Origin of the sequence: Streptomyces sp. NPDC005866 (assembly GCF_040629895.1) — a bacterium.
Classification (GTDB): domain Bacteria; phylum Actinomycetota; class Actinomycetes; order Streptomycetales; family Streptomycetaceae; genus Streptomyces.
Genome location: NZ_JBEXWP010000001.1, coordinates 434064 through 460041, shown reverse-complemented (window position 1 = coordinate 460041; position 25978 = coordinate 434064). Strand labels below are relative to the sequence as shown.

Sequence of the window (25978 nt, the reverse complement as noted above, 5' to 3'; positions counted from 1 at the left end):
CCCTTCGCCGCGCCGGGCACAAACCCAAGTACGTCCAGTACGAGGGCTTGCACCCGGCACCCCGAGAGCACGCACCGGACGCCGCGGGGCCCACCCTCCGGGCGGACGCCGGGACTTTCGCAACAGGCCCTACAACTCGGCCAGCACGGCTTCCGTGTCCAGTGTCACGCCGACCGCCTGGATGACCGAGGCGATCTTGAACGCCTCCTGGATCACCTCACGGTCGACGCCCGCCTTGCGCAGCACCTGCTCGTGCGAGTCCAGGCACATTCCGCAGCCGTTGATCGCGGACACCGCGAACGACCACAGCTCGAAGTCGACCTTGTCGACACCGGGGTTGCCGATGACGTTCATCCGCAGACCCGCGCGCAGGGTGCCGTACTCGTGGTCGGAGAGCAGATGGCGGGTACGGTAGAAGACGTTGTTCATCGCCATGACCGCGGCGGCGGACTTGGCCGCCCGGTACGCCTCCGGCGACAGGTTCGCCTTCGCCTCGGGCGCCAGCTCGCGCAGCACGATCGGGGAGCGGGAGGCGATGGCGGTCGCCAGCACCGTGCCCCACAGCTGCTGCGCCGGCAGTTCGGAGTTGCCGATGACCGAACCCAGGTTGAGCTTCAGGTCCTTGGCGTAGTCCGGGACCGCGGACTTCAGGGCGTCGAGCGACACCTCACTCACCAGCCAGCAGCGCGACCGGGTCCAGCGTCTCGTCGCCCTTGGTCCAGTTGCACGGGCAGAGCTCGTCCGTCTGGAGCGCGTCGAGGACCCGCAGGACCTCCTTGGGGTTACGGCCCACCGAGCCCGCGGTCACCATGGAGAACTGGATCTCGTTGTTCTGGTCGACGATGAAGACCGCGCGCTTGGCGAAGCCGTCCTCGCCCTCGATGCCCAGCTCGCGCATCAGCTCGTGCTTGGAGTCGGCCATCATCGGGAACGGCAGCTCGCGCAGGTCGTCGTGGTCCTTGCGCCAGGCGTGGTGGACGAACTCGGAGTCACCGGAGAAGCCGAGGATCTGCGCGTCGCGGTCGGCGAACTCCTCGTTCAGCTTGCCGAACGCGGCGATCTCGGTCGGGCACACGAAGGTGAAGTCCTTGGGCCACGCGAAGACCACTTTCCAACCTTCGTAGGTCTTGTGAGTGATCGTCTCGAACTCCTCGCCCTTCTCCAGCGAGACGCAGGCGGTCAGTTCGAACTCGGGGAACTTGTCACCGACAGTGAGCACACGCTCTCCTTGCAGCGCGGAAACACCCCGGATCGCGGGGTCGCTTCCGATGGGTTGGACGCCGACGATCGTGGCACAGGCTGCATTGATTCTTGAAATAGCTACACTCGGTCGGGTTGATCGGAGGTGGCTATCAGTGGCTGCGGGTAACCCCATGGGGAGTGGTGTCGGCGTCGGAGGCAAGCGCCGCCAACCCAGTCTCGCCCAGCTGCGCGCCTTCTCCGCCGTCGCCGAGCACCTCCACTTCCGGGATGCCGCCGCCGCGATAGGGATGAGCCAGCCCGCGCTGTCCGGGGCCGTCTCGGCACTGGAGGAGACGCTCGGCGTCATGCTCCTGGAGCGCACCACCCGCAAGGTGCTGCTCTCGCCCGCCGGTGAGCGGCTGGCCGTACGCGCGAAGGCCGTACTGGAGGAGATGCGGTCGCTGCTCGCGGAGGCCGAGGCGGTGCGCGCGCCGTTCACCGGCGTGCTGCGGCTCGGTGTCATCCCGACCGTCGCACCGTATCTGCTGCCCACCGTGCTGCGGCTGGTCCACGACCGTTACCCGCACCTGGACCTCCAGGTCCACGAGGAGCAGACCGCCACTCTCCTGGACGGACTCACCGCGGGCCGCCTCGACCTGCTGCTGCTCGCGGTGCCCCTGGGCGTCCCCGGGGTCCTTGAACTCCCGCTGTTCGACGAGGACTTCGTGCTTGTCACCCCGCTCGGCCACCCGCTGGGCGGCCGTGCGGGCATCGTGCGCGAGGCCCTCAAGGAGCTCAACCTGCTGCTCCTGGACGAGGGGCACTGTCTGCGCGACCAGGCCCTGGACATCTGCCGGGAGGCCGGGCGGGAGGAAGCGCCGGTCACCACCACGGCCGCCGGGCTGGCCACCCTCGTCCAGCTGGTCGCCGGCGGGCTCGGCTGCACCCTGCTGCCGCACACCGCCGTCAAGGTCGAGACGAGCCGCAGCGACCGGCTGCTCACCGGGGCGTTCGCCGAGCCCGCCCCGAGCCGCCGGATCGCCCTCGCGATGCGCGCCGGGGCAGCGCGCGGCGCCGAGTACCGGGAGCTGGCGGACGCGTTGCGCGAGGCGCTGCGGCCGCTGCCCGTCCGGGTACTCGGCGCCGATTCCTGACTCGTTACTCGGTACGCAGCCCGTCCGGGCGCATCAGGCGCAGCAGCGGCGGCAGGCTCAGCAGCGTCACCGCCAGGACGATCGCCGCGCCGAAGCCGGTCATCGCCAGCACACCCGGCCAGTCCACGCGCACCGTGGAGCCGACCATCTTCAGCAGCACCGTGCCCAGTGTCAGCCCCACCGCGCCGGCCAGCAGCAGACCGAGCCCGACCGGGATCGCCGTCTGCCACAGCACCGACAGGCTCAGCGTGCGCCGCCGGGTGCCGAAGGCGACCAGCGCCGACAGCAGTCTCCTGCGCTCGCGCAGCTGCTCCAGCTGGCCGACCAGCAGGCTCGCACCGATCAGCGCCAGGACGGCGGCGGCGCCGACGAACAGCCCGGTGCGGATCGACTGGAACTGGCCGCTCCGCTGGGTCGAGTTGAGCGTCTGCGCTTCCATCAGCGGGTCGATCCGGGCGGCCGTGTTGATCACGTACTCGTGGACGTCCGGAACCCCGGAGTCGACGGACAGATAGACCACGCCCTGCATCGGCGTGCTGGCGCCGGCCGGCAGCGCGCCCGGGGTGAGCAGGAGGCCGCCGCGCTGGTAGCCGGTCGGGTCCTGGCGGGTCCGGGCCTGCTTCAGCCCCGCCGGCACCGTCCAGCGGCTCACCGGCTGCTGGACGGTGCCGGAGCCGGAGTAGGAGGGGTTGAGGTAGAGGGTGGTGCCCGCGTCCTTCAGGAGCTTCGTCGTCTGGCTGTCCAACTCGGAGCCCCGCATCACGAAGGCGTCCCCGTCATGACATGACGGCAGCGTCGCCACCTCCCGCAGCGAGGCGCAGTCACCCACGCTGACCTGGGCGCTCTGCTTCGGGTCCGTGCCGCTGTCGCCGGCTTGGCCGTTGGCGATCGAGACCACCTTCTGCACGCCCTTGGTGTCGGTCATGGCCCGGGTGACCTCGGGCACGGAGACGCCCGTCGGTACCTGGACCGACATCTGGGCGCGGGTCAGGTCGTTGCCGGTCTGCTTGGTGTAGTCCGCCTCGACGCCCGCGAAGAGCATCTGGAGCGCGATCGCGCCGGCCACCGCCACCGCGATGCCGTTGACCATACGGGCCGCCGTACCGCTGCTCAACTGGAGCCGTCGGACGGCCAGTTGCCAGGCCACCGCGCCCTGGCCGAGCCGCGCGACGACCGACTCGACGACCCATGGCAACAGTGCCGTGACGCCGACCAGAAGCAGCAGGACACCGCCGGTGACCAGGTACTGGTTGAAGGTGCCGGCGCGGCGGCCCTGCCCGATCATCGGGTAGAGCGCCGCCAGACCGGCCACCGGGAGCAGCAGCCGCCACCACAGCCGGCGCCGCCTGGGCTTGGCCGTCCGCACCACGCCGAGCGGCTCGATGACCACTCCTCGCAGCGTGAACATCGTCACCAGCACGGCCGCCGCCGGGACGGTGATCGCCACCAGCGCGGCCAGGGCGGGGGAGGGATTGAGGTAGCTCGGGAGCACGCTGACGCCGAAGACCTCGGCGGTGCCCGCGATCTGCCGGCCGATCAGGAAGAAGCCGGTGCCGAGGACAAGCCCGAGCAGCGCGCCCGCCATCGCCTCGCCGGCCGCGATCCGCCGCACCATCCCGCCGTCGGAGCCGACCAGCCGGAGCGCGGCGAGGCGCCGGTCGCGGCGCTCGCCGCCGAAGCGGACGGCGGCGGCGACGAACACCGCGACCGGCATCAGCAGCACCACGAACACCACGAGGACGAGCAGGGTGAGGACCGGGTCGGTCGTCGCGTCCGGCGACCTGGGGCTGCCGAAATGGTCGATCCGCGCCACGGCCGGCGGGTTGATCCGGCTCGCGAGGTCGTCGGCGCCCGCGTAGTAGGCGAGTTCCTGCGAGCCGATCAGCCCGCGCTCCGTGACGGTGCCGGTGATCCGGTAGGGCAGCCGGGCGCGCAGCATCGCGCCGTCGGGGGAGTCGAGCAGCCGCTTCAGCGCGGGTGAGACGGCCATCTCACCGGCCGCGGGATACTTGGCCAGCCCCGGCGGCACCGGCGCCTTCGCCCCCTCCGGCTGGACCAGCCGGCCGCGCACGTCGGCGCCGCGGTACGCGGTGTCGATGTCCGCGATGACGAGCGTGTCGTCACCGGCCTTCCTGCCGTCGAACTCGTACGTGTAGTCCGCCCGCGCCACCTCGCGCTGGTGGCGCACGGCCAGCGCGCTCGGCATGGCCGTGGTGAGCAGCAGCAGCGCCACCCCAAGGCCCACGCCGACGGCCGTCAGCGTGGCCCGGACCCAGCCCTCGCGCCCGCCCCCGAAGGCGAACCGGACCCCCATGGCCAGATCCCTGAACCACTGCCGCACGCTCATACGACGCGCTCCATGTCCCTGGACTTCCCGTCCCGTACGACGATCTCGCGGTCGGAGTAGGCGGCCACCCGCGCCTCGTGCGTGACAAGGACGACGGCCGCGTTGGTGGACCGGGCGGCATCCGTGAGCAGTTCCATCACGCGCTCGCCGTTGAGGGAGTCCAGCGCGCCGGTCGGCTCGTCCGCGAACAGCACCCGCGGTCCGGTCACCAGCGCCCGCGCCACCGCGACCCGCTGGCCCTGACCGCCGGACACCTCACCGGGCCGCTTGCGGCGCAGGTCGTCGACCTCCAGCTTCTCCATCCAGCCCAGCGCGTCCTTCTCGGCGTCCTTGCGGGAGGTGCCGTTGAGCCGCAGCGGCAGCGCCACGTTCTCCACACAGGTCAACTCGGGCACCAGCTGCCCGAACTGGAAGACGAACCCGAACTCGCTGCGGCGCAGGGCGCTGCGTTCGGTGTCGTTCATGGTGGCCATCTCGCGCCCGGCGTAGATGATCGAGCCCGAGTCGGGCGGCACGATCCCGGCGAGACAGTGCAGCAGGGTGGACTTGCCGGAGCCGGAGGGACCCATCACGGCGACGACCTCGCCCGGGTGTATGGAGAACTCGGCCCCGTCGAGCGCGACGGTGGGACCGTAGGCCTTGCGCAGCTCCTCGGCCGCGAGCAGCGAACCAGCGGGGGCACTCACTCGGCCACCTCCGCCCGGAGCTTGTCGAGACGGGCCGCGGTCAGCTCCAGCCAGCGCAGATCCGCCTCCAGATGGAACAGCGCGTGATCGCAGACGAGCTGGTCCGCGAGATCGCCCCGGCGCTTGCGGTCGGTGAGGATCCGCATGCTGCGCAGATGCTCGGAGCGCTGGCTGTCGAGGATGTCGCCGGCGTTGCGGTGCGTGAGCAGCGCGAGCACGACCTTGGTGTACAGGGCCGACTGGAGGTACTCCTCCGGCTTCTCCGGAGTCGCCAGCCACTTCTCGACGTCGGTGACACCGGCGTCGGTGATGGCGTACCGCTTCCGCTCGGGCCCGCCGCCCGCCTCGATGCCGTCGACTTCCACGAGGCCGTTCTTCAGCAGCCGGGACATCGTCGAATAGACCTGGCCGTAGTGCAGCGGCCGGTCGTGACCGAACTTCTCGTCGAAGGCCCGCTTCAGGTCGTAGCCGTGGCGCGGGCCGGACTCCAGGAGCCCCAAGAGGGTGTGACCGATGGACATGGCAGCACTCTACACACGGTGTATACGCCGCATGTATACGCACGGTGTGTAGATCATGGCGGGGTGTGTGAACGCGCACGTGGGAGCCGATTGTCACGGTTGTGCGACAGCGCGGTGTCACAGAGCGGCGGCCTGTCTCGTCACTGCTCCGGGGAGTCGTTTCCGTGTTTCTCGCATCAGGAAGGTGATGGCCGTGCGGGTCTTCGTGGCAGGCGGCAGCGGGGTGCTGGGACGGCGGCTGGTGCCGCAACTGGTGGCGCGGGGGCATCAGGTGACGGCCACCACGACCAGCCCGGCCAGGCTGGATCTGCTGAAGCGGCTGGGGGCCGAGGGCGTGGTGATGGACGCCCTCGACGCGCTGCCGGTCGGGGCGGCGGTGGCCCATGCCCGCCCGGACGTGATCGTGCATCAACTGACCGCGATCTCCACGGCGCACGCGGGCAAGCCCGACATCAGGCACCCGGACCGGTGGTTCGCCCTCGCCAACCGGCTGCCCACCGAGGGCACGGACCATCTGCTGGCCGCCGCCGAGGCGACCGGCGTCCCCCATGTCGTCGCGCAGAGCCATGCCAGCTGGAACGGCATCCGCGAGGGCGGCTGGGTGAAGACGGAGGAGGACCCGCTGGACCTGATGGCCGGGACGGCCGCGCACCAGGGGATGCGGGCACTGCGCCACCTGGAGAAAGCGGTCCTCGACGCGGGCGGCGCGGCCCTGCGGTACGGCGCGTTCTACGACCCCGGCGCCATCGACGACCAGGTGACACTGGTCCGCAAGCGCCCGTACCCCCTGGTCGGCCGCGCCACCGGCCACAGCAGCTGGATCCACCTCGACGACGCGGCGAGCGCCACCGTGCTCGCCGTGGAGCGGAAGGCGCGGGGCGTGTTCAACATGGTCGACGACGAACCGGCGCCGGCCGCCGACTGGCTGCCGCACCTCGCCGAGTGCGCCGGGGCGAAGCGGCCGCTGCGGGCGCCGGTCTGGCCGGCCCGCCTGCTGGCAGGCGAACAGGCGGTGGTGATCATGACGCAGGGCCGCGGCTTCTCCAACGCCAAGGCCAGACGGGAGCTCGGCTGGGAGCTGCGCTACCCGTCCTGGCGGCAGGGCTTCAAGGCGGAGCCGGCATGAGCCCGGCCGAGGAGTTCGAGGAGCTGCGCCCGCTGCTGTTCGCGATCTCGTACCGCATCCTGGGCAGCGTGAGCGAGGCCGAGGACGCCGTCCAGGACACCTGGCTGCGCTGGACGGCCGCACCCACCCGGCCCGACTCCACCCGCGCCTACCTCTCGGCCGTGGTCACCCGGGTCTCGATCGACGTGCTGCGCTCGGCGCGGGTACGGCGCGAGCAGTACGTCGGCGCCTGGTTCCCGGAGCCGCTGCTGACCGACCCGTACGAGGACCCGGAGCGCTCCGCCCAACTGGCCGACTCGGTGTCCATGGCGGCCCTGCTCCTCCTGGAACGCCTGACCCCGCTTGAGCGCGCCGTCTTCGTCCTCCGCGAGGTCTTCGGCTTCACCTTCACCGAGGTCGCCTCGGCGGTGGACCGCACGGAGGCGGCCTGCCGCCAACTCGCCGTCCGCGCCCGCCGGCACATGGAGGCCGGTCGCCCCCGCTTCGAGGCCGACCGCAAGGAACGCGAGGAACTCGCCGGGCGCTTCTTCGACGCGTTCCGGGAAGGGGACGTGGACGCTCTGCGGGCGCTGCTGGCGGCCGACGTCCGGATGACCGGCGACGCGGGCGGCAAGGCGCCGCAGTGGAGCGAGGGCGGCCTGGTCGGCGTGACGAAGGTGACCGAGGTGATCGGCGTGCTGAGCCGCAGGCTGCGCGGGACCGGCGTCGCCCTGGAGCCGCACGAGGTGAACGGCCAGCCGGGCGCGGTCCTCCACGACCGTGAGGGCAGGGTCCTCAGCACCATGGCCCTCGATATCGTCGACGGCCACATCCAGACGATCCGCTCAGTACTCAACCCGGACAAACTCGGCCATGTGGGACCGGTGGCGGACGCGTGGGCACTGTCGAGGGAGGCAGGCGAGCCGTCGAGCTGAGAAAAAAACGGGCACGAGGTCCCCAGTTCGTCTCCCCGAGGCAACCCTCCGCCTTCCCCGCTCGTCGGTTCCGTTGGGCGAGGTGCTGATTGTCACGTCCGTAAAAGGACGGATCCTGCGTCCTTTGTCATAGAGAGCGGTGTTAGTTTTCTGGACTGACCTGAGGCACGTACCTGTGTGACACCCGCACACATGTGTGACAGCCGAGACGAAGCGGAGCAGACGGACTCATGGGACGAGCGGAAGAGAGAAGAGCGCGACAGCGTGGCGGCCGCCGCGCCGCGCCCCGGCCCCGCTCGTCGCAGCAGGCCGAGCCCGAGACGCCGACGGCGGCGGGCGGTCCCACGACGGCGGTCGCGTCGCCGTCGGCCGAGGGCGGCACCCGCGCGGAGCGCCGCCGGGCCGCCGCGAAGAAGCCCGGCAAGCCGGACAAGCCAGAGACGTCCGGCAAGCCCGCCAAGGGCCGCATACGCAGGCTGTTCACCTGGAAGAAGATGCTCGGAGCGTTCTTCGCCTGCTGTCTGCTGGTCATCGGCGCGTTCGTCGCGCTGTACATGATGGTGAGCGTCCCCGCGGGCAACGCGGCCGCGCAGACGCAGAGCAACGTCTACAAGTACAGCGACGGCACGGTTCTGGCCCGCAAGGGCACCGTCAACCGCGAGATAGTCGACCTCTCCAAGGTGCCGAAGGACGTCCAGCACACCTTCGTCGCGGCGGAGAACAAGACCTTCTACACCGACGCCGGCATCGACCTGAGGGGCATGGGCCGCGGCCTCTACAACACGGTGATGGGCCGCGGCACCCAGGGCGGTTCGACGATCACCCAGCAGTACGTCAAGAACTACTACCTCAGCCAGGACCAGACCGTCACGCGCAAGCTGAAGGAACTGGTCATCTCGCTGAAGGTGGACCGCGAGAAGTCCAAGGACGAGATCCTCGCGGGCTACATCAACACCAGCTACTACGGCCGTGGCGCCTACGGCATCCAGGCCGCCGCCCAGGCCTACTACCGCGTCGACGCCCAGGATCTCACGGTCGAGCAGGGCGCCTATCTGGCCGCGCTGCTCCAGGCGCCGAGCCAGTACGACTGGGCGGTGGCGACCGACGGCGCCAAGAAGCTGGTGCAGGAACGCTGGAACTACGTCCTGAACAACATGGTCGGCCAGGGCTGGCTGGACAAGTCCAAGCGTGACGCCATGAAATTCCCGGTGCCCAAGGGGCCGAAGGGCGCCCCCGGTCTGGAGGGCCAGAAGGGCTACCTGGTCGAACTCGCCAACACCCAGCTGGAGAACCAGCTGATGAAGTCCCAGGGCATCTCCCGGTCCGAGGCGGAGGCCCAGGTCGTCGACCAGGGCTGGACGATCACCCTGAACATCGACCCCAAGAAGCAGGCGAAGCTGGAGGCGGCCGTCAAGAGCCAGCTCACCAGCAAACTGGACGGCAAGAAGCGCACGGTCGACAAGAACGTCCAGGCCGGCGCCGTCTCCGTCGACCCCAAGACCGGCAAGATCCTCGCCCTCTACGGTGGCGTGGGCTACCCCGACCACTACACGAACAACGCCACCCGCGCCGACTACCAGCCGGCGTCCACCTTCAAGCCGATCATCCTCGCCGCCGCCCTGGACCAGGGCGCCAAGACGCAGAGCGGCAACGCCATCAACGCCGACACGATCTACGACGGCACCAGCGGCCGCGCGGTCAAGGGCAGCGACATCGCCTTCGCTCCGCCGAACGAGGACAAGGCCGACTACGGCAACGTCACCGTGCAGACGGCGATGAACAAGTCCGTCAACTCGGTGTTCGCGCAGATGGGTGTGGACGTCGGGATGAAGAACGTCCTGAAGACCGCCGACGACCTCGGCCTGGGAACCACGGGCCTGCCGGCGGTGCCCGCGCAGACCCTTGGCACCATGGGCGCGAGCCCGCTGGAGATGGCCGGGGTGTACGCCACCCTCGACAACCACGGCCGGAAGGTCACCCCGACCGTCCTCGCGTCGGCGGAGAAGACCGGCCGCAAGGTCGACCTGCCGAACCCGATCGGCGCGCAGGTGATCAACCCCCGCGCGGCCGACCAGGTGACCTCGGTCCTGACCGGTGTGATCGACGACGGTACGGCCAAGGTGTCGGTGGCCCAGAACCCGCTGCGCAAGGGCCAGCAGGTGGCCGGCAAGACGGGTACGTCCGACAACAACAAGTCGGCCTGGTTCACGGGCTACACGCCCGACCTGGTGACATCGGTCGGCCTGTTCGGCGAGGACTACAAGAAGCACAGCCAGGTGTCCCTCACCGGCGCCACGGGCCTGATCCCCGGCACCGGCCGTATCAACGGCGGCGGTTACCCGGCGCAGATCTGGGCGGCGTACACCTTCGGGGTCACGAAGAAGGCCAAGTTCGACCTGAACACCGATCTGGGTGCGGCCGTCCAGCCGACGGAGACGCCGACCCTCAGCCCGACTCCCTCGCAAACCCCGTCCGAGACGCCGAGCCAGACCCCGACGAAGTCCGCGAGCCCGTCCCAGACCCCGTCCCAGACACCGAGCCAGACCCCGACCACATCGCCGCCCCCGACGACCACGACACCGTCGTCGACGCCCTCCTCGACACCGACGGGCGGCATCACGAACAACCCACTGGGTTCGGCCAACGGTCAGCAATGAACGCCCCGGGCTGAAGCGCCTCGCAAGACGCTTCAGCCCGGGGCGCGGGGCCGTATCCGATGTGCCGCTGCCGTCGCGCGGGCAACCGCAAGCGCTACGGCACTATCGGTTCAGCTCGAACCAGACGACCTTCCCGGTGCTCAACCGGGTCGCTCCCCACCGCCTGGCCAGTCTGTTGACGAGGTACAGCCCCCGGCCGCCCTCGTCCGTCGCCCGGGCCTGCCGTAGCCGGGGCAGCTGCGGCACGTCGTCGCCGACCTCACACCGCAGCACATCGGTCCGCAGCAACCGCAACGTCACCGGCCGCGACGCATACCGCACCGCGTTCGTCACGACCTCGCTGACCAACAGCTCGACGGAGTCGGTCATTTCCTCAAGCCCCCAACGCGCAAGGGCCCGCCGGGCCAGCCGCCTGGCCCGCCCCGGCGCCGCGTCCTCCGGCTCCAGGAACCAGTACGCCACATCACTCGGCGCGATCCCGTCGAAGCGGGCCGCGAGCAGCGCGATGTCGTCGTCGCGGTCACCGGGCCCGAGCATGTCGAGCACCTCGTCGCACAGCGCTTCAAGGGGCGGCGGATGGTCGGGTCCCGTCAGCTGCGCGGTCGCGGCGAGCTTCTCCCGCAGCTGCTCTATCCCGGTCCACACGTCCCGCAGCCGGGACTCCACCAGCCCGTCGGTGTACAGCAGCAGCGTCGCCCCGGCGGGCGCGTCCAGTTCCACCGCCTCGAAGTCGACCCCGCCGACCCCGATCGGCGCCCCCGGCGGCACCCGCAGCACCTCGGCCCGCCCGCCCAGGTGCAGCAGCACCGGCGGCGGATGCCCGGCGTTGGCGATGGTGATGCGATGCGACACCGGGTCGTAGACGGCGTACAGGCAGGTCGCCATCCGGTCGCTGCCCAGCCGCTGCGCCTGCTCGTCCAGATGGTGCAGGACCTCCTGCGGCGGCAGGTCCAGGCCCGCCAGCGTCTGCGCGGTGGTCCGCAACTGCCCCATGATGGCCGCCGAGGTCATCGAATGCCCCATGACATCGCCCACGACCAGCGCCACCCGGCTCCCCGGCAGCGGAATCGCGTCGTACCAGTCGCCGCCCACCCGCGCGGTCTCCGCCGCCGGCAGATAGCGCGAGGCCAGCCGCACGCCCGTCGCGCTCGGCAGGTGCTCGGGCAGCATGGTCCGCTGCAACTCGTCGGCGATATAGGCCTCGCGGCCGTACAGCACCGCCTTGTCGATACCGAGCGCGCTGTGCGTGGCCAACTGGGCGGCGACCAGCAGGTCGTCCGTCTCGAACGCGAGCCGCTCCGGACGGCGCAGGAACAGGGCCGCGCCGATCACCCGGCGCCGTCCGCGCAGCGGGGCGAGGATCGCGTGCTGTCCGCCCGGTACGAGGGACTCGTTGCCCTCGCCGAGGAGTTCGGGCAGCGCGGCGCGCGCGGCGGGGGAGCCGGCGAAAACCGGCCGTACGCCCCGCAGCACCTCGTTGAGGGCACCGCCCGGCCGTACCTCGCACAGCTCCGAGGTGAGCGCGGCCAAGCCCAGGTCGGCCGGGTCCGGATCAGGGACGGGCACCGGCATGAAGCCACTGCCCTCGGTGTCCCGCTCCTCCGGGATCCGGTCGGTGCGGCGCAGCCGCAGCACCACCGGGCCGACGGGCCGCTCGTCGCCGACCGGCAGCGGGTCGCGCAGATAGACCAGGATCGCGTCCGAGAAGGTCGGCACGGTCGCCCGGCACAGCCCCATCACGATCTCGTCCAGGTCCATACCCCGGGCGATCCGGCGGGTCGCGGCGCCCACGAAGCGCAGCCGGTCGCCGTCCCGCCGCATCGGCATCGGCCGGCCCGGCGGCAGCCCGCGTCCGGTACGGCGCTCCTGGGGTCCCGCCGTCCGCTCCTGCTCGGCGCCGGGCTGCGGCGGGATGCCCTCGGGGGTGGGGCGCGGCCGGTGTGGGTCGGGCTCAGCGCTGGTGGGCTGGGCGTGTTCGGGGCCGTTGACGGAGTGCTCCTTGGACGTGCTGGTACCAGGGCCGGTGGGCGTCTCGCCCGCGCGGGCCTGCGCCGGTAAGGCGGTGGCGCCGAGCGGACAGGGCTGGGCCTGCGGCTGCGCTTGCGGGGAACGCAGGAGCGCCCCGCGGGCCTCCGCGGGGTCGACGCCCGGCTGCGGGCGTTCGTAGGAGGTGGGGTGCTCCGTCACGCGTGTCGAATCCGTCCGTCCGGGGCTGCGCGCCGGGCGCGCAGGTGGTCCCGCCGAAATGCCGATACCCGGATTAGGTGTCCCGGGAACGGAATTCCGGCGTGGCTGGAGGCTGTTCCTGTGCCACCGGCGAACGGTCTGCGGCCCGCGCCCCGCCGGCCGGTGCTGTCCTCGTACCCCTCGCTCACGTCCTGCCGCCCCTCGGTGACGTTCGGTCAAGCCCGGATCGCACTCCGGGAGTTGTGCTCAACGTGCCCTTGCGGAGGACGATCCTACGGTTGTGGACCGGGGGCGCATCAAGGGTCTCATGTGGACACGTGCGCGCGCGTACGGTCCCAGTCCTCCGGCAGCGACGGTACCGCCCAGGCCGGGTCCGGGCGCCAGTGCTGCCAGCCGTCCGAGAAGGGCGGCTCCCAGGCCCGTACGGCGGCCACCGCGGCCAGACCCGCCGCCCGCACCCGTTCAGCCGTCTCCGCGTCCATCAGCCCGTCCCGCTGGGCCTGTTCGAACTCGTCCTCGTCGAGCCAGTGCCAGCTCCGGTCCGGGTGCACGGAGATGTCCAGGAAGTGATCCTCCGAGTCCACCCCGCCGTCCCAACGGACCAGCGGCTGCTCCAGATTGACGTACCAGTTCTTGAACTGCCAGCCCGGCTCCCAGAACAGCCACACCGACCAGGGCCGGCCGGGCCGGGCCAGCTTCAGCACCCCGGTGCCGAACCAGTGGCCGCGCTCCACGGTCCGCGGCTTGGTGTACCGGGACTCCAGCGGCTCCTCGCGGACCGACGTGCCGTCGGTGAACACGGGCTTGACGCACTCGGTGCCGGGGGCCAGCCAGACGGCGAGCAGCTCCTCGTCGTCCCGGACGACGGTGACAGGACGTGCGATGTGGAAACCGTCCCCGGCGTTCTCCCGGTACCGCCACAGGATCTGGCTCCCAGGAGCCCAGAACCCGGCCCCGTCACCGGTCGCACCGCCCGTTTCCCCGCGCATCACGCGTCTCACCGCTCCACCATCTGCCATGGACAGATATTAGGTGCCACAGGCATCCGCCGCTGCGGTGGACGTCACGGTTCCGGCCGGGCGGCGCGAAACGTTCGCACACGGTCACGGCCGTGTCATCCGCAGGACATCCAGTGCCTCGTCCAGCTGCTCGACGGTCAGAACACCCCTCTCGACGTACCCGCTCTCCAGGACGACCTGACGGATCGTCTTACGTTCCGCCAGCGCCTTCTTGGCCACCTTGGCGGCCTCCTCGTACCCGATGTACTTGTTGAGGGGCGTGACCACGGACGGCGACGACTCGGCGTACTCCCGGGCCCGCTCCCGGTTCGCGGTGATCCCGTCCACGGTGCGGTCGGCGAGCAGCCGCGAGACGTTGGCGAGCAGCCGGATGGATTCGAGCACGTTCTTGCCGATGACCGGAAGCATCACGTTGAGCTCGAAGTTCCCGGCGGCGCCGGCCACGGTAATGGTCTGGTCGTTCCCGATGACCTGCGCGGACACCATCAGCACGGCCTCCGGAATCACCGGGTTGACCTTCCCCGGCATGATCGAGGACCCCGGTTGCAGATCCGGCAGCGTGATCTCGGCGAGGCCGGTCCGCGGCCCCGAGGCCATCCACCGCAGATCATTGGAGATCTTCGTCAGGCCGACCGCGACGGTCCGCAGCTGCCCGCTGGTCTCCACGATCCCGTCCCGCGCGCCCTGCGCCTCGAAGTGGTTGCGCGCCTCGGTGAACGGCAGCCCCGTGACCCGGGCGACCTCCTCGATCACCGCGGCGGAGAACCCGGGCGGCGTGTTGATCCCGGTGCCCACCGCCGTCCCCCCGAGCGGCAGTTCGGCGAGCCGGGGCAGCGAGGCCCGCAGCCGCTCGACGCCGTACCGCATCTGCGCCGCGTACCCGCCGAACTCCTGCCCCAGCGTCACCGGCGTGGCGTCCATGAGATGGGTCCGCCCGGACTTCACCACATCGGCGAACTCCTCGGACTTGCGCTCCAGCGACGCGGCGAGATGCTCAAGGGCCGGGATCAGGTCCCGGGTGACGGCGGCGGTGGCCGCGACGTGGATGGACGACGGAAACACGTCGTTCGACGACTGCGAGGCGTTGACGTGGTCGTTGGGATGCACTTCCCGCCCGAGCCGCTCGGTCGCCAGCGTCGCGATGACCTCGTTGGCGTTCATGTTGGACGAGGTCCCCGACCCCGTCTGGAACACGTCCACCGGGAACTGCTCGTCCCACTTCCCCTCGGCGACCTCCCCGGCCGCCTCCTCGATCGCCTGGGCCATGTCCTTGTCGAGCACCCCCAGCTCGGCGTTCACCTTGGCCGCCGCGCCCTTGATCCGGGCCAGCGCCTCGATGTGCGCGCGCTCGATCCGCTGCCCGGAGACGGGGAAGTTCTCGACGGCCCGCTGCGTCTGGGCCCGCCACTTGGCGTGGGCGGGGACACGGACCTCGCCCATGGAGTCGTGTTCGATGCGGTAGTCGCTCATGCCGGTTACAGCGGTCGGCGCGCCGGGGATGTTCCGCCGCTTGCTCCGCCCGGGTGTGTGACCCAGCTCTCACCACACGGATGCAGCAGTACGGCCCGGGGCCGCGTCGAGGACGGGTGACAGGAAGGGAGGAGCGTGTGGAGACGGAATCCGAGGCCGGCTTCGACGGCTTTGTCGCCGCTCGGTCGGCCGCGCTGTTCCGGGGTGCGCTGGTCCTGACGGGAAACCGGGACGCGGCCGAGGACCTGGTCCAGGAGACCCTCGAGCGGGCCTGCCGCAAGTGGCGGACCATCGCCGCCGCGGACGTCCCGGACGCCTATGTACGGCGGATCATGGTCAACCTCGCCAACGACCGCTGGCGCAGGTTCCGCCGTACCGTCCCGGACCCCGGCGACCGGATCGCCCCGGGCGATGCGTACGGACAGGTCGACAGCCGCGACCAGTTGGTGCGGGCACTGCAGCACCTGCCCATGCGGATGCGGACGGTGGTGGTGCTGCGCTACTTCCACGACCTCTCCGACACCGAGATAGCGGCCGACCTCGACATCTCACCCAGCACGGTGCGCTCCCAACTGGCCCGGGGGATGGAGAAACTCCGCAGCCAGTTCCCCGCACTCTCCGGTCCTTCACCACGGCAGCCCCAGGGGGGAACCCGATGACCTCGTACGGCGATGCGCGGCCCTCCGGCTGCACACCCTTCGAAGAGGAACTCATGAACGCCATGAACCAGTACGCCGACTCCGCCGAGACCCCCGACTTCGACGCGCCGAAGATCGTGCGCCGCACCCGGCGCAGGCGCGCCGTCGGCATCGCCGCCGTCGCCACCGCGCTCATCGTGGCGGGCGGGGGCACCGCGCTGGCCTCGATGAGCGGCGGCGGCTCGCAGGCGCCGGCCGCCACCAAGACCGCCGTCAAGAGCGACGCGACGGTCATGCTGTTCGGCTTCTCCGACGGCGGCACCATTCCGATCGACTTCGCGGGCTGGAGCCTGCAGGAGGCGAAGTCGTACCTCCTGAAGACCCAGACGAAGCTCGGCACCGTCTCCGAGAAGGAGGTCAAGGGCTGCAAGCCGGGCTCGGTGGTCGGAGTGGACCCGCACGCCCCGAAGACCGTCGAGGCCGGCGACACGGTCAGCTTCACCCTCTGCGCCGGCTGACCCGCCCCCGGCACGACGACGCCCGCCCCTGCGCCAATCAGGGGCGGGCGTCCGCTCACATACTTACGCCAGCCCCGGTCCCCGGACCGGAATCGACGTGAACGTCGGCTGCGGCGCAGGATCCTGGAAGAAGTCGTTGCCCTTGTCGTCGACGACGATGAACGCCGGGAAGTCCTCGACCTCGATCTTCCAGACGGCCTCCATGCCGAGCTCCTCGTACTCGACGACCTCGACCTTCTTGATGCAGTCCTGGGCCAGGCGCGCGGCCGGCCCGCCGATCGAGCCGAGGTAGAAACCGCCGTGCGTGTCGCACGCGTCGGTGACCTGCTTGCTGCGGTTGCCCTTGGCGAGCATCACCTTGGAGCCGCCGGCGGCCTGGAACTGCTCCACATAGGAGTCCATGCGGCCGGCCGTCGTAGGACCGAAGGAACCGGAGGCGTAGCCCTGGGGGGTCTTGGCCGGACCGGCGTAGTACACCGGGTGGTCCTTCAGGTACTGCGGCATCTCCTCGCCCGCGTCGAGCCGCTCCTTGATCTTGGCGTGCGCGATGTCACGGGCGACGACGAGCGGGCCGGTGAGCGAAAGCCGGGTCTTCACGGGGTACTTCGTCAGCTCGGCCAGGATCTCGTCCATCGGCTGGTTCAGGTCGATCTTCACCACGTCCGACGACTCGTCGAGGTGCTCATCCGTCGTCTCCGGCAGGAACCGCGCCGGGTCCGTCTCCAGCTGCTCCAGGAAGACGCCCTCGGCGGTGATCTTCGCGACGGCCTGCCGGTCCGCGGAGCAGGAGACGGCGATGGCGACGGGGCAGGACGCCCCGTGCCGGGGCAGCCGGACCACGCGCACGTCGTGGCAGAAGTACTTGCCGCCGAACTGCGCGCCGATCCCGATCTTCTGGGTCAGCTCGAAGACCTTCTGCTCCAGGTCCTTGTCCCGGAAGCCGTGGCCGAGCTCCGAGCCCTCCGCCGGGATCTCGTCCAGGTAGTGCGCGGAGGCGTACTTCGCGGTCTTCAGCGCGTACTCGGCGCTCGTACCGCCGACGACGATCGCCAGGTGGTACGGCGGGCAGGCGGCCGTACCGAGCGAACGGATCTTCTCCTCCAGGAACTTCATCATGGAGGCCTCGTTGAGGACGGCCTTCGTCTCCTGGTAGAGGAACGACTTGTTGGCCGAGCCGCCGCCCTTCGCCATGAAGAGGAACTTGTAGGCGTCGCCGTCGGTCGCGTACAGCTCGATCTGGGCGGGCAGGTTCGACCCGGTGTTCTTCTCCTCCCACATGGTGAGCGGAGCCATCTGCGAGTACCGCAGGTTGAGGTTCAGATAGGCGTCGTAGATGCCGCGGCTCAGCGCCGCCTCGTCGCCGCCCTCGGTCAGCACGTTCTGCCCGCGCTTGCCCATGACGATCGCCGTGCCGGTGTCCTGGCACATGGGCAGCACACCGGCCGCCGCGATGTTGGCGTTCTTCAGCAGGTCGAGCGCGACGAACTTGTCGTTGGCCGACGCCTCCGGGTCGTCGATGATCCGCCGGAGCTGGGCGAGGTGGGCGGGCCGCAGATAGTGCTGGATGTCGTGGATGGCCTCCTCGGCCAGCTTGCGCAGCGCCTCCGGCTCCACCTTGAGGAACGTCCGCCCGCCCGGCCCCTCGACGGTGGACACACCCTCCGGGGTCACCAGCCGGTACGGGGTGGAGTCCTCGCCCTGGGGGAGTAGATCGGTATACGCAAACGCTGGGGTGGTGGGGGGGGAACTACTCGGCATCTCAGCCCATTCCTCACTCTGGCGGACGGCCGCCCGCCGACGCTGGCGGGCCTCACCAGCGTAGAACCTGGCTCTGACACGGAGTTTGTGAGGTAGCGCTCAGTTCGACACGCCAGGGTTGTCCATACCCCTAGTCGCGATCTATCGCGTTTCGGTACTCTGCTGCCGTGGACCTTCAGAAGCAGACCGAGACGCCGGTCGCCGAGCTGCGCGCCTCGGACGCCGACCGTGACCGAATCGCCGACATCCTGCGGGAGGCCCTCGCCGAGGGGCGCCTGACCGCCGACGAGCACGCCGAGCGGGTGGAGGGGGTGCTGAGCGCCAAGACGGTGGGCGAACTGGAGGTCTTCATACGGGACCTGCCGGCGGCCCACGCCCGTCCGGCCGGCCCGGCCTACACACCGGTACCGCCCCGGCCGACGCCCGGCGCGATCCCCGCCGAGCCGGACACCAACGTCGTGGCCGTCTTCAGCAGCGCCCGCCGCCGGGGCCGCTGGCGGGCGGGCCGCCGACTGCACGCTTACGCGATCTTCGGCTCGATCGAACTCGACCTCACCGAGGCGATCTTCGAGTACCAGCAGGTCGTCATCAGGGCGTTCTCGATCTTCGGAGACGTCCAGATCCGCGTCCCGGAGAACGTGTCGCTGCGCGGCACCGGCGGCGGTGTGCTGGGCAACTTCGAGGCGGACACGCTGGACTCGGTCGACTCCGACGCGCCGGTCGTCTACGTCGAGGGGTGGGCCGTACTCGGCAATGTGGAGGCGCGGCCCAAGCGCGGGAAGTTCATCGAGGACATCCTGGACCGGGTTCACGACAAGGTCGACAGGAAGTTGCGCAAACACCTGGACCGTTGACGGACGCGAAGCACTCCTCGTCGCGCGGCGCCCCGGGTCGTGAACAGGGCGCGGGGCCACGGCTGTTGAGGACGCTGTGCATAGGCCCGCGCACAGCGGGTAGGCCTTGCTGCATCGTCTCTCGCTCGCGAAGCCGTCGTCAGGAGTAGACCGTGCTGCAACCGCCGCATTCGTCCCTGCAGGTAGCTGCCGTACCGGCCCAGCGGGTGCCCGTGCGGGACAGGGACCAAGACGCACCCTGGCACACCGAGGCGGTGTGCCGGCGCGACGAGGCAGGCCTGTTCTTCGCACCCTCCAAGGAACCCACCGCCGCCCGGCTGTCCCGGGAGGAGGCGGCCAAGCGGGTCTGCGCCCGCTGTCCGGTCATGGTCGAATGCCGCGAACACGCGCTGCTCCAGCCCGAGCCGTACGGCGTCTGGGGCGGCCTCACGGCAGCGGAACGCCGAGTGGTCCTGGCGCGGCGCAGGCGCCGCGACATGGAGCTGAAGAACGCGGCACGAGTGACGGCGGCGAACCGCATAGCGCAGGCGGGCTGACGAAAAGGCGCCCTCTCCGCACAGAGGGCGCCTTTTGACCCGCGTGGGGGCAGCGCCCCCCTCCGCTCAGGTCCTACTTCGCCCGATCGAAGTCGATCGCGCTGTACGCCCGCAGCTTGCGCAGCCGGTGCTCGGAGTCGATGCGCCGTACTGTCCCCGACTTCGACCGCATCACGATGGACTCGGTCAGCGCGGTCTCCGACCGGTACCGCACCCCGCGCAGCAGCTCACCGTCGGTGATGCCGGTGGCCACGAAGAACACGTTCTCCCCGGTCACCAGGTCCTCGGTGGTCAGGACCCGGTCCAGGTCGTGCCCGGCGTCGACGGCCCGCTGCCGCTCCTCGTCGTCCTTGGGCCACAGCTTGCCCTGGATGGTCCCGCCGAGGCACTTCACGGCGCACGCGGAGATGATGCCCTCGGGCGTACCGCCGATCCCGAGCAGCATGTCGACGCCCGTGCCCTCGCGCAGCGCGTAGATCGACCCGGCGACGTCACCGTCGGAGATCAGCTTGATGCGCGCGCCGGCCTCCCGGATCTCCTTGATGATCCCTTCGTGCCGCGGCCGGTCGAGGATGACGACGGTCACGTCCTCCGGCGCGGACCGCTTCGCCTTGGCGACCCGGCGGATGTTGACGGCCACGGGCGCGTTGATGTCGACGAAGTCCGCCGCCTCTGGGCCCGTGACCAGTTTGTCCATGTAGAACACGGCGGACGGGTCGAACATGGCCCCGCGCTCGGCCGCGGCCAGCACGGCGATCGCGTTGGGCATGCCTTTCGCGGTCAGCGTGGTCCCGTCGATCGGGTCGACGGCGATGTCGACCTCGGCCCCGGTGCCGTCACCGACACGCTCCCCGTTGAAGAGCATCGGGGCCTCGTCCTTCTCGCCCTCGCCGATGACGACCACGCCGTTCATCGACACGGTGGAGACGAGGGCGCGCATGGCGCGCACGGCGGCGCCGTCGGCGCCGTTCTTGTCACCGCGGCCCACCCAGCGCCCGGCGGCCATCGCGGCGGCTTCGGTCACCCGGACGAGTTCCAGGGCGAGGTTGCGGTCGGGAGCCTCGGAAGGCACATCGAGTTCGGACGGCAATTGATGATGCTCGGTCATCGGTGCGCACCTTTCTGATACGACGACGGCCGGATGAGGGTTTCGCCTCGACTCTATCGCCAGGCTGACAAAATGAGCAGGGGACCCCACGGATGAGCGCGGTGGGCACCTGCGACGATAGGGGACGTGGCAGGCACGAACGGCAAGCAGAAGACGGTCCGGGACATGATTTTCTCCCTGGCCCTCATCGGCCTCGCGGCGGGCTTCATCTACCTGCTCGTCCCGCACGATGATCACGCTCCCGACATCCAGCGGGTCGACTACCGGGTCGAGCTGCTGACCGCTCGGCGCGCGGCGACCTACCCGGTGGCCGCGCCGGAGGGCCTGCCCGGCGGCTGGAAGGCCACCTCGGTCCGCTTCCAGGGCCAGAAAGGCGACCGCTGGCACCTCGGCTACCAGACCCCCGACGGTCAGTACGTCCAGATCGAGCAGTCGACCCAGAAGCGCGCGGACTTCGTCACTGACGCCAGCCAGGGCGCGACAGCCACGAAGACGACCGAGAAGATCGGCGGCCACACCTGGACGCACTACACCGGCGGCCGCTACGACGCGCTGGTGCTGGAGAACACCCCCGGCTCCACGACGGTGGTGGCCGGCACGGCCTCCTTCACCCAGCTGACGAAGATGGCGGCGGCCCTGAAGCTGTCGTGACCCCTCGGGCCGACCCGCCCGTCCTGACGTGAGAGGCCCCCGGCGCCGTTGCCGGGGGCCTCTCACGCATGTGCGGGGTGGCTCAGACGGCCGTGACGACGTCGTCGTAGGCCAGGCGCGGGGAGCGCGGGAACCAGGCGTCCGGGCCGGGCCGGCCGATGTTGATCACCATCAGCGGGGTGTGATCGCCGTCCAGGAACTCCTTCTGGACGCCCGCGAAGTCGAGGCCGGTCATCGGGCCGGCGGCGAGACCGGCGGCGCGGACACCGATGATGAAGTAGGCGGCCTGGAGGGTCGCGTTCAGGGCGGCGTTGCTCTCACGGACGGCGCGGTCGCCGAAGACGGCGTCCTTGGCCTGCGGGAAGTGCGGGAAGAGCTCCGGCAGCTCCTCGTGGAACTCGTTGTCCGCGGCGAGGATCGCGACCAGCGGGGCGGTGGCGGTCTTCTTCTGGTTGCCCTCGGCCATGTGCTGCACCAGGCGCTCGCGGGCCTCGGCGGAGCGGACCAGGACGACGCGCAGCGGCGACTGGTTCATGGAGGTCGGACCGAACTTGACCAGGTCGTAGATCGCCTGGATCTGCTCGTCGGTCACCGGCTCGTCGGTGAAGGTGTTGGCGGTGCGGGCCTCGCGGAACAGCAGGTCCTGGGCGGCGGGGTCGAGAACGAGAGACATGGTTGAACTTCCTAGAGGTCACGTCCGGTCGAATCCGGACCGCGGTCCGGATAGGCTGACGGCATGACCATACGCCGAGAAGGTTCAAGTTTCAACTAGAACCGGATCATGGTGGTCCGCCTCACATCCACCGCTCAGCTCACTCCCCCTCCTGGGCCCCTTCCCCCTCCTCTTCCTCCTCGGCCAGCGCCGCGTCCAGCCGGGCCCGCGCCCCCTCCAGCCACCGCCGGCACACCCTGGCCAGCTCCTCGCCGCGCTCCCAGAGCGCGAGGGACTCCTCAAGGCTCGTCCCGCCGGCCTCCAGCCGCCGTACGACCTCGATCAACTCGTCGCGCGCCTGCTCGTAGGAGAGCGTCGTCTCTTCCGTCTTGTTGCTCATGCGTCCACCTTCCACATCAACCCGTAAGACCGGTCCGGTGCCTCAGCCGTCAACGCGCACCGTGAACTCCCCTTCCGCGACGCGCGCCCGTAGCGCCTCGCCCGGCTGGACCTCCTCGCTGCCGCGCACCACATGACCGTCGCCCTTCTGCAGCACGGCGTAACCGCGCTTCAGCGTGGCGGCGGGGGACAGGGCCACCACGCGCGCGTGGGTGTGCGTCAGCTCGGAGTCGGCGCGGTCGAGCAGATGCCCGAGGGTGCGCCGCGAACGGTCCACCAGAGAGGCGAGATGATCGGCCCGCTCGTCGACCATCCGATGCGGGTCCTCCATGACCGGCCGGGCGAGCGCGTGCGTCAGCCCCCGCTCCTCCCGGCCCACGAGCGCGTCTACGCAGCGCCGGGCCCGGTCCCGCAGCATCCGCACCCGGTCCAGCTCCTCACCGACGTCCGGTACGACCTTCTTGGCGGCGTCGGTGGGGGTGGAGGCGCGCAGGTCGGCGACGTAGTCGAGCAGCGGGTTGTCGGGCTCGTGCCCGATGGCGGAGACGACGGGCGTACGGCACTCGGCGACGGCCCGCACCAGCTGCTCGTCGGAGAACGGCAGCAGATCCTCCACACTGCCACCACCGCGGGCCACGATGATCACGTCCACGTCCTGGATCGCGTCAAGCTCCTTCACCGCCTGCACGACCTGAGGCACGGCGTGCACGCCCTGCACCGGCACGTTCCGCACCTCGAACCGCACCGCGGGCCACCGGTGCCGGGCGTTCTCCAGAACATCCCGCTCGGCGGCCGAGGCCCGCCCGCACACCAGCCCGATCAACTGCGGCAGAAAAGGCAGCGGCTTCTTCCGCTCGGCGGCGAACAGCCCCTCGGCGGCCAGCGCCTTCTTGAGCATCTCCAGCCGCGCCAGCAGCTCCCCGACCCCGACGGGCCTTATCTCGGCCGCCCGCAACGACAGCTGCCCACGCGGCGCGTACCACTCCGGCCTCGCGTGGACGACGACCCGGGCGCCCTCACCGACGACATCGGCGACGGAGTCGAACACCTGCCGGTAGCAGGTCACGCCGATGGAGATGTCGTACGACGGATCCCGCAGCGTCAGAAACACGACACCCGCCCCCGGCCGCCGCGAGAGCTGGGTGATCTGCCCCTCGACCCACACTGCGCCGAGCCGGTCGATCCACCCACCGATCAACCGGGAAACCTCACCGACAGGCACAGGCGCTTCGGCGGACGTGTTCAATGCCATGCGGCGAGCGTAACGGCGCCGACCGACAGGCCCTTCACTCCGCGGCCCCCCGCTGCGCGACCAGCACCGCCAGCCCCACCGCCAGCCACACGACCCCCGCCACACCGAGCGCCACACGCGCGTACGCGAAGACGGACCCCGCGAGCGGCACGGCCCGCACCATCCGCGCTTAGCTGAACGCCGTGAAGGCCATCGCCACAGTGGCGACGACGTAGACAAGGGCCACCGCGCCGTGCGACCTCGCGTCCAGGGTGCCGAAGACACCGACCGGCGCCATCGGGGCGTTGAACAGCAGCCCGTAGACCACCAGGTCCCGGAAGCCGAGACTGCGCCGCAGCCGGTGCCGTTCGTCCGCCTCGGGCGGCGGCGCCGTCGCCGTACCGGTCTCGGACATCAGTGCCTCCCGCGGCCGTGTGTCTCGCGCTGCTCCGGTCTCCCGTCAGTCTCCCCGGGATCGTCACCGGGACGCGATCTTTGGCCCCCCGAACGCGGCCTTACGATGGGTGCCATGACTGCTTCGCCTGGCCGCCGTGTCCTGCTCGCCGCCCCCCGTGGCTACTGCGCGGGTGTGGACCGCGCCGTGATCGCCGTCGAGAAGGCCCTGGAACAGTACGGGGCCCCGATCTATGTCCGGCACGAGATCGTCCACAACAAGTACGTCGTGCAGACCCTGGAGAAGAAGGGCGCGATCTTCGTCGAGCGGACCGAGGAGGTCCCCCCGGGGAACATCGTGATGTTCTCCGCGCACGGCGTCGCCCCCGTCGTCCACGAGGAGGCCGAGCGCGGCCGCCTCGCCACCATCGACGCGACCTGCCCGCTGGTCACCAAGGTCCACAAGGAAGCCGTCCGCTTCGCCGACGAGGACTACGACATCCTCCTGATCGGCCACGAGGGCCACGAGGAGGTCATCGGCACCTCCGGCGAGGCCCCCGACCACATCCAGCTCGTCGACGGCCCCGGCGACGTCGCCCATGTCGAGGTCCGTGACGAGTCCAAGGTCGTCTGGCTCTCCCAGACCACGCTCTCCGTCGACGAGACCATGGAGACGGTCGACGCGCTGAAGGAGAAGTTCCCGCAGCTGATCTCCCCGCCGAGCGACGACATCTGCTATGCCACCCAGAACCGTCAGCTCGCCGTGAAGCAGATGGGCGCCGAGGCCGAACTGGTCATCGTGGTCGGCTCCCGCAACTCCTCCAACTCCAAGCGGCTCGTCGAGGTCGCCAAGCTGGCCGGCGCCCGCGAGGCCTACCTGGTCGACTTCGCCGCCGAGATCGGCGAGGCCTGGCTGGAGGGCGTGACCACGGTCGGCGTCACCTCGGGCGCCTCCGTGCCGGAGGTCCTGGTCGAGGAGGTCCTGGAGTGGCTCGCCGAGCGCGGCTACGGCGATGTGGAGATCGTCAAGGCGGCCGAGGAGTCCATCACCTTCTCGCTCCCCAAGGAGCTCCGCCGCGACCTGCGGGAAGAGGCGGCAACCCTGGTCGCCGAGCGCGGCGGCACCGGCGCCGAGGCGTGAGGAGCCCTCGTACGACGGTGTGACCGCAGGTCGTCCGGCGTCGTGACGGTCAGTCGTACGACGTAACGTGGAGCCATGCAGATCTTCGGTGTGGACATCGGTGGTTCCGGGATCAAGGGCGCTCCCGTGGACCTGGACAGGGGCGACCTGGATCAGGAGCGCTGCAAGGTGCTCACCCCGCATCCGGCGACGCCCGACAGCGTCGCCGACGGGGTCAAGGAGGTCGTCGACCACTTCGGGTGGAGCGGCCCCGTAGGGCTCACCTTCCCCGGAGTGATCACCGACGGCACTCATATCCGTACGGCGGCGAACGTCGACAAGAGCTGGATCGACACCGACGCGCGCACCCTGTTCAGTGAGCGGCTCGGCGGCCTGCCGGTGACCGTGGTCAACGACGCGGACGCGGCGGGCGTGGCCGAAATGCAGTTCGGCGCCGGCCGGGACCGCAAGGGCGTGGTCATCCTGCTCACCTTCGGCACCGGCATCGGCAGCGCTCTGTTCACCGACGGCGAGCTGGTCCCCAACACCGAGCTGGGCCATCTGGAGCTGGGCGGCCACGACGCCGAGAAGAGGGCCTCCAGCAAGGCCAAGGAGGACCACGAGCTCAGCTGGGAGCACTGGGCGCACCGGGTCACCAAGTACCTCGCGCACGTCGAGATGCTGTTCACCCCGGACCTGTTCATCATCGGCGGCGGGGTGAGCCGCAAGGCCGACAAGTTCCTGCCCCTCATCGACGGCGTCAAGGCCGAGATGGTGCCGGCGCAGCTGCAGAACAACGCGGGGATCGTGGGTGCGGCGATGCGCGCGGCGCACCACGCCAAGTAGCGGCAAGCAGC

24 protein-coding genes and 1 pseudogene are annotated in these 25978 nt (G+C 70.4%); 11 read left to right on the top strand and 14 right to left on the bottom strand.

Going from position 1 to position 25978, the window contains the following annotated elements:
* Nucleotides 1-129: 129 nt before the first annotated feature.
* A complete protein-coding gene (locus ABZ396_RS02160) occupies nt 130-666 on the bottom strand; it encodes an alkyl hydroperoxide reductase (RefSeq protein ID WP_358919666.1) in 537 nt (178 codons plus the stop codon).
* Between the two features lies 1 nt (nt 667).
* A complete protein-coding gene (locus ABZ396_RS02155) occupies nt 668-1219 on the bottom strand; it encodes a peroxiredoxin (protein WP_358919589.1) in 552 nt (183 codons plus the stop codon).
* Between the two features lie 154 nt (nt 1220-1373).
* On the opposite strand from ABZ396_RS02155, the gene ABZ396_RS02150 reads away from it, so the two are divergent.
* Nucleotides 1374-2336, top strand: a complete 963-nt coding sequence (locus ABZ396_RS02150; RefSeq protein ID WP_358919587.1) for a LysR substrate-binding domain-containing protein — start codon at nt 1374-1376, stop codon at nt 2334-2336.
* Between the two features lie 4 nt (nt 2337-2340).
* On the opposite strand, the gene ABZ396_RS02145 is transcribed toward ABZ396_RS02150, so the two are convergent.
* Genes ABZ396_RS02145 through ABZ396_RS02135 form a run of 3 tightly spaced genes read right to left on the bottom strand, consistent with a single transcriptional unit; the run spans nt 2341 to nt 5890 of the window.
* Nucleotides 2341-4683, bottom strand: a complete 2343-nt coding sequence (locus tag ABZ396_RS02145) for an FtsX-like permease family protein (RefSeq protein WP_358919585.1) — start codon at nt 4681-4683, stop codon at nt 2341-2343.
* Nucleotides 4680-5369, bottom strand: coding sequence for an ABC transporter ATP-binding protein (locus ABZ396_RS02140; RefSeq protein WP_358919583.1), 690 nt, complete (start codon nt 5367-5369; stop codon nt 4680-4682). Before ABZ396_RS02140 ends, ABZ396_RS02145 begins: the two co-directional genes overlap by 4 nt.
* The gene (locus ABZ396_RS02135) at nt 5366-5890 is read right to left on the bottom strand and encodes a PadR family transcriptional regulator (protein WP_358919581.1); all 525 of its coding nucleotides are present in this window, start codon (nt 5888-5890) and stop codon (nt 5366-5368) included. The genes ABZ396_RS02140 and ABZ396_RS02135 overlap by 4 nt, the downstream gene beginning before the upstream one ends.
* A gap of 187 nt (nt 5891-6077) precedes the next feature.
* Between ABZ396_RS02135 and ABZ396_RS02130 the strand changes: the two genes are divergently transcribed.
* The 3 genes from ABZ396_RS02130 to ABZ396_RS02120 all read left to right on the top strand — a co-directional run bounded on the left by ABZ396_RS02130 (nt 6078) and on the right by ABZ396_RS02120 (nt 10587).
* Complete coding sequence (locus ABZ396_RS02130) at nt 6078-7016, top strand: NAD(P)-dependent oxidoreductase (protein ID WP_358919579.1); 939 nt, start codon at nt 6078-6080, stop codon at nt 7014-7016.
* A complete protein-coding gene (locus ABZ396_RS02125) occupies nt 7013-7930 on the top strand; it encodes an RNA polymerase sigma-70 factor (protein ID WP_358919578.1) in 918 nt (305 codons plus the stop codon). Before ABZ396_RS02130 ends, ABZ396_RS02125 begins: the two co-directional genes overlap by 4 nt.
* Nucleotides 7931-8160: 230 nt before the next feature.
* Nucleotides 8161-10587 (top strand): transglycosylase domain-containing protein, encoded by a 2427-nt coding sequence (locus tag ABZ396_RS02120; RefSeq protein ID WP_358919576.1) that lies wholly within the window; start codon nt 8161-8163, stop codon nt 10585-10587.
* A gap of 102 nt (nt 10588-10689) precedes the next feature.
* On the opposite strand, the gene ABZ396_RS02115 is transcribed toward ABZ396_RS02120, so the two are convergent.
* The 3 genes from ABZ396_RS02115 to ABZ396_RS02105 all read right to left on the bottom strand — a co-directional run bounded on the left by ABZ396_RS02115 (nt 10690) and on the right by ABZ396_RS02105 (nt 15263).
* Nucleotides 10690-12774: a SpoIIE family protein phosphatase gene (locus tag ABZ396_RS02115; RefSeq protein WP_358919574.1), complete on the bottom strand. Its 2085-nt coding sequence runs from the start codon at nt 12772-12774 to the stop codon at nt 10690-10692.
* Between the two features lie 305 nt (nt 12775-13079).
* The gene (locus tag ABZ396_RS02110; RefSeq protein ID WP_358919664.1) at nt 13080-13763 is read right to left on the bottom strand and encodes a DUF402 domain-containing protein; all 684 of its coding nucleotides are present in this window, start codon (nt 13761-13763) and stop codon (nt 13080-13082) included.
* 114 nt (nt 13764-13877) lie between these two features.
* Nucleotides 13878-15263, bottom strand: a complete 1386-nt coding sequence (locus ABZ396_RS02105) for a class II fumarate hydratase (RefSeq protein ID WP_358919572.1) — start codon at nt 15261-15263, stop codon at nt 13878-13880.
* A 137-nt stretch (nt 15264-15400) separates the two neighbouring features.
* Here ABZ396_RS02105 and ABZ396_RS02100 point away from each other — a divergent pair, with 137 nt between their 5' ends.
* Together ABZ396_RS02100 and ABZ396_RS02095 are read left to right on the top strand one after the other, a co-directional pair.
* Nucleotides 15401-15922, top strand: a complete 522-nt coding sequence (locus tag ABZ396_RS02100) for a SigE family RNA polymerase sigma factor (RefSeq protein ID WP_358919570.1) — start codon at nt 15401-15403, stop codon at nt 15920-15922.
* The gene (locus ABZ396_RS02095) at nt 15919-16419 is read left to right on the top strand and encodes a PASTA domain-containing protein (protein WP_358919568.1); all 501 of its coding nucleotides are present in this window, start codon (nt 15919-15921) and stop codon (nt 16417-16419) included. Before ABZ396_RS02100 ends, ABZ396_RS02095 begins: the two co-directional genes overlap by 4 nt.
* A gap of 63 nt (nt 16420-16482) precedes the next feature.
* Here ABZ396_RS02095 and ABZ396_RS02090 read toward each other — a convergent pair whose 3' ends face one another.
* Nucleotides 16483-18177, bottom strand: a complete 1695-nt coding sequence (locus ABZ396_RS02090; protein ID WP_358919566.1) for a fumarate hydratase — start codon at nt 18175-18177, stop codon at nt 16483-16485.
* 167 nt (nt 18178-18344) lie between these two features.
* On the opposite strand from ABZ396_RS02090, the gene ABZ396_RS02085 reads away from it, so the two are divergent.
* Both ABZ396_RS02085 and ABZ396_RS02080 read left to right on the top strand, forming a co-directional pair.
* The gene (locus ABZ396_RS02085; protein WP_358919564.1) at nt 18345-19031 is read left to right on the top strand and encodes a DUF1707 domain-containing protein; all 687 of its coding nucleotides are present in this window, start codon (nt 18345-18347) and stop codon (nt 19029-19031) included.
* Nucleotides 19032-19183: 152 nt separating this feature from the next.
* The gene (locus ABZ396_RS02080) at nt 19184-19567 is read left to right on the top strand and encodes a WhiB family transcriptional regulator (protein ID WP_358919562.1); all 384 of its coding nucleotides are present in this window, start codon (nt 19184-19186) and stop codon (nt 19565-19567) included.
* A gap of 73 nt (nt 19568-19640) precedes the next feature.
* Here the strand turns inward: ABZ396_RS02080 and glpX are convergent, their stop codons facing one another.
* A complete protein-coding gene (glpX, locus tag ABZ396_RS02075; RefSeq protein WP_358919560.1) occupies nt 19641-20675 on the bottom strand; it encodes a class II fructose-bisphosphatase in 1035 nt (344 codons plus the stop codon).
* A gap of 126 nt (nt 20676-20801) precedes the next feature.
* On the opposite strand from glpX, the gene ABZ396_RS02070 reads away from it, so the two are divergent.
* Nucleotides 20802-21326 carry a DUF4245 domain-containing protein gene (locus tag ABZ396_RS02070; RefSeq protein ID WP_358919558.1) on the top strand — a complete coding sequence of 175 codons (525 nt, stop codon included), beginning with the start codon at nt 20802-20804 and terminating at the stop codon, nt 21324-21326.
* 82 nt (nt 21327-21408) lie between these two features.
* Here ABZ396_RS02070 and ABZ396_RS02065 read toward each other — a convergent pair whose 3' ends face one another.
* From ABZ396_RS02065 to ABZ396_RS02050, 4 genes and pseudogenes are all read right to left on the bottom strand, one after another.
* Nucleotides 21409-21999 (bottom strand): malonic semialdehyde reductase, encoded by a 591-nt coding sequence (locus ABZ396_RS02065; RefSeq protein ID WP_358919556.1) that lies wholly within the window; start codon nt 21997-21999, stop codon nt 21409-21411.
* A gap of 139 nt (nt 22000-22138) precedes the next feature.
* Nucleotides 22139-22378, bottom strand: coding sequence for an exodeoxyribonuclease VII small subunit (locus ABZ396_RS02060; RefSeq protein ID WP_358919555.1), 240 nt, complete (start codon nt 22376-22378; stop codon nt 22139-22141).
* 42 nt (nt 22379-22420) lie between these two features.
* Nucleotides 22421-23629, bottom strand: a complete 1209-nt coding sequence (gene xseA, locus ABZ396_RS02055; RefSeq protein WP_358919553.1) for an exodeoxyribonuclease VII large subunit — start codon at nt 23627-23629, stop codon at nt 22421-22423.
* Between the two features lie 58 nt (nt 23630-23687).
* A pseudogene (locus ABZ396_RS02050) lies at nt 23688-24023 on the bottom strand (amino acid permease); the annotation flags it as partial.
* 114 nt (nt 24024-24137) lie between these two features.
* Here ABZ396_RS02050 and ABZ396_RS02045 point away from each other — a divergent pair.
* Both ABZ396_RS02045 and ppgK read left to right on the top strand, forming a co-directional pair.
* Entirely contained in the window at nt 24138-25142 is a 1005-nt protein-coding gene (locus ABZ396_RS02045; RefSeq protein WP_358919551.1) for a 4-hydroxy-3-methylbut-2-enyl diphosphate reductase, read from the top strand.
* A 75-nt stretch (nt 25143-25217) separates the two neighbouring features.
* On the top strand, nt 25218-25967 hold the full coding sequence (ppgK, locus tag ABZ396_RS02040) for a polyphosphate--glucose phosphotransferase (protein WP_358919549.1): 750 nt from the start codon (nt 25218-25220) through the stop codon (nt 25965-25967).
* The last annotated feature ends 11 nt before the right edge of the window (nt 25968-25978 follow it).

Excerpts from the sequence above, each read along its gene's own strand:
- glpX (WP_358919560.1), bottom strand. The coding sequence starts at position 20,675 with ATGACCGAGCATCATCAATTGCCGTCCGAACTCGATGTGCCTTCCGAG.
- ABZ396_RS02145 (WP_358919585.1), bottom strand. The coding sequence starts at position 4,683 with ATGAGCGTGCGGCAGTGGTTCAGGGATCTGGCCATGGGGGTCCGGTTC.
- ABZ396_RS02120 (WP_358919576.1), top strand. The coding sequence starts at position 8,161 with ATGGGACGAGCGGAAGAGAGAAGAGCGCGACAGCGTGGCGGCCGCCGC.
- xseA (WP_358919553.1), bottom strand. The coding sequence starts at position 23,629 with ATGGCATTGAACACGTCCGCCGAAGCGCCTGTGCCTGTCGGTGAGGTT.
- ABZ396_RS02130 (WP_358919579.1), top strand. The coding sequence starts at position 6,078 with ATGGCCGTGCGGGTCTTCGTGGCAGGCGGCAGCGGGGTGCTGGGACGG.
- ABZ396_RS02135 (WP_358919581.1), bottom strand. The coding sequence starts at position 5,890 with ATGTCCATCGGTCACACCCTCTTGGGGCTCCTGGAGTCCGGCCCGCGC.
- ABZ396_RS02060 (WP_358919555.1), bottom strand. The coding sequence starts at position 22,378 with ATGAGCAACAAGACGGAAGAGACGACGCTCTCCTACGAGCAGGCGCGC.
- ABZ396_RS02045 (WP_358919551.1), top strand. The coding sequence starts at position 24,138 with ATGACTGCTTCGCCTGGCCGCCGTGTCCTGCTCGCCGCCCCCCGTGGC.
- ABZ396_RS02125 (WP_358919578.1), top strand. The coding sequence starts at position 7,013 with ATGAGCCCGGCCGAGGAGTTCGAGGAGCTGCGCCCGCTGCTGTTCGCG.
- ABZ396_RS02110 (WP_358919664.1), bottom strand. The coding sequence starts at position 13,763 with ATGCGCGGGGAAACGGGCGGTGCGACCGGTGACGGGGCCGGGTTCTGG.
- ABZ396_RS02150 (WP_358919587.1), top strand. The coding sequence starts at position 1,374 with ATGGGGAGTGGTGTCGGCGTCGGAGGCAAGCGCCGCCAACCCAGTCTC.
- ppgK (WP_358919549.1), top strand. The coding sequence starts at position 25,218 with ATGCAGATCTTCGGTGTGGACATCGGTGGTTCCGGGATCAAGGGCGCT.
- ABZ396_RS02095 (WP_358919568.1), top strand. The coding sequence starts at position 15,919 with ATGACCTCGTACGGCGATGCGCGGCCCTCCGGCTGCACACCCTTCGAA.
- ABZ396_RS02065 (WP_358919556.1), bottom strand. The coding sequence starts at position 21,999 with ATGTCTCTCGTTCTCGACCCCGCCGCCCAGGACCTGCTGTTCCGCGAG.
- ABZ396_RS02090 (WP_358919566.1), bottom strand. The coding sequence starts at position 18,177 with ATGCCGAGTAGTTCCCCCCCCACCACCCCAGCGTTTGCGTATACCGAT.
- ABZ396_RS02105 (WP_358919572.1), bottom strand. The coding sequence starts at position 15,263 with ATGAGCGACTACCGCATCGAACACGACTCCATGGGCGAGGTCCGTGTC.